This window comes from Treponema endosymbiont of Eucomonympha sp. (genome assembly GCF_001028545.1).
This window is the reverse complement of the sequence record NZ_BBPW01000601.1, coordinates 1-462: the sequence shown is the minus strand read 5'-3', so window position 1 is coordinate 462 and position 462 is coordinate 1. Positions and strand designations below refer to the sequence as shown.

At 62.3% G+C, this 462-nt stretch carries 1 protein-coding gene; it reads right to left on the bottom strand.

The features are described 5' to 3' along the window. A partial coding sequence (locus AWU74_RS08260; protein WP_162505101.1) for an AAA family ATPase occupies positions 1-415 on the bottom strand: 415 nt, incomplete at its 3' end. Positions 416-462 lie beyond the last annotated feature (47 nt).

Sequence of the window (462 nt, the reverse complement as noted above, 5' to 3'; positions counted from 1 at the left end):
CGCTCACTCCCTGCCCGATAACCCAGTCAAGCTCGTAGTCTTCCATAGCGATATAGAGCATTTCTTCCAGCGCGGGCTTGAGCCGGTGGATTTCGTCTATGAAGAACACGGCGTTTTCGCTGAGGGTGGAGAGGATTCCCGCAAGGTCTTTCGGCTTGTCGAGCGCGGGCGCGCTCGTTACCTTGAACTCCGCGCCGAGTTCCCGCGCGACGATTTGGGCGAGCGTCGTTTTGCCCAAGCCGGGCGGGCCGCTGAGGAACAGGTGGTCGAGCGCCTCGCCCCGCGCCCGCGCCGCCTCGATAAACACGGATAGGTTTTCCTTGATTTCTTCCTGCCCGATAAAGTCGCGGATAAGGTGGGGGCGCAGGTTATCGTCATGCGCGTCATCGTCCTGCGGAACCTGCGCCCGCACAATCCCGTCGGCAGGGCTTGCGTTCGCGTCTTCGCCAAACGTCGGCGCGG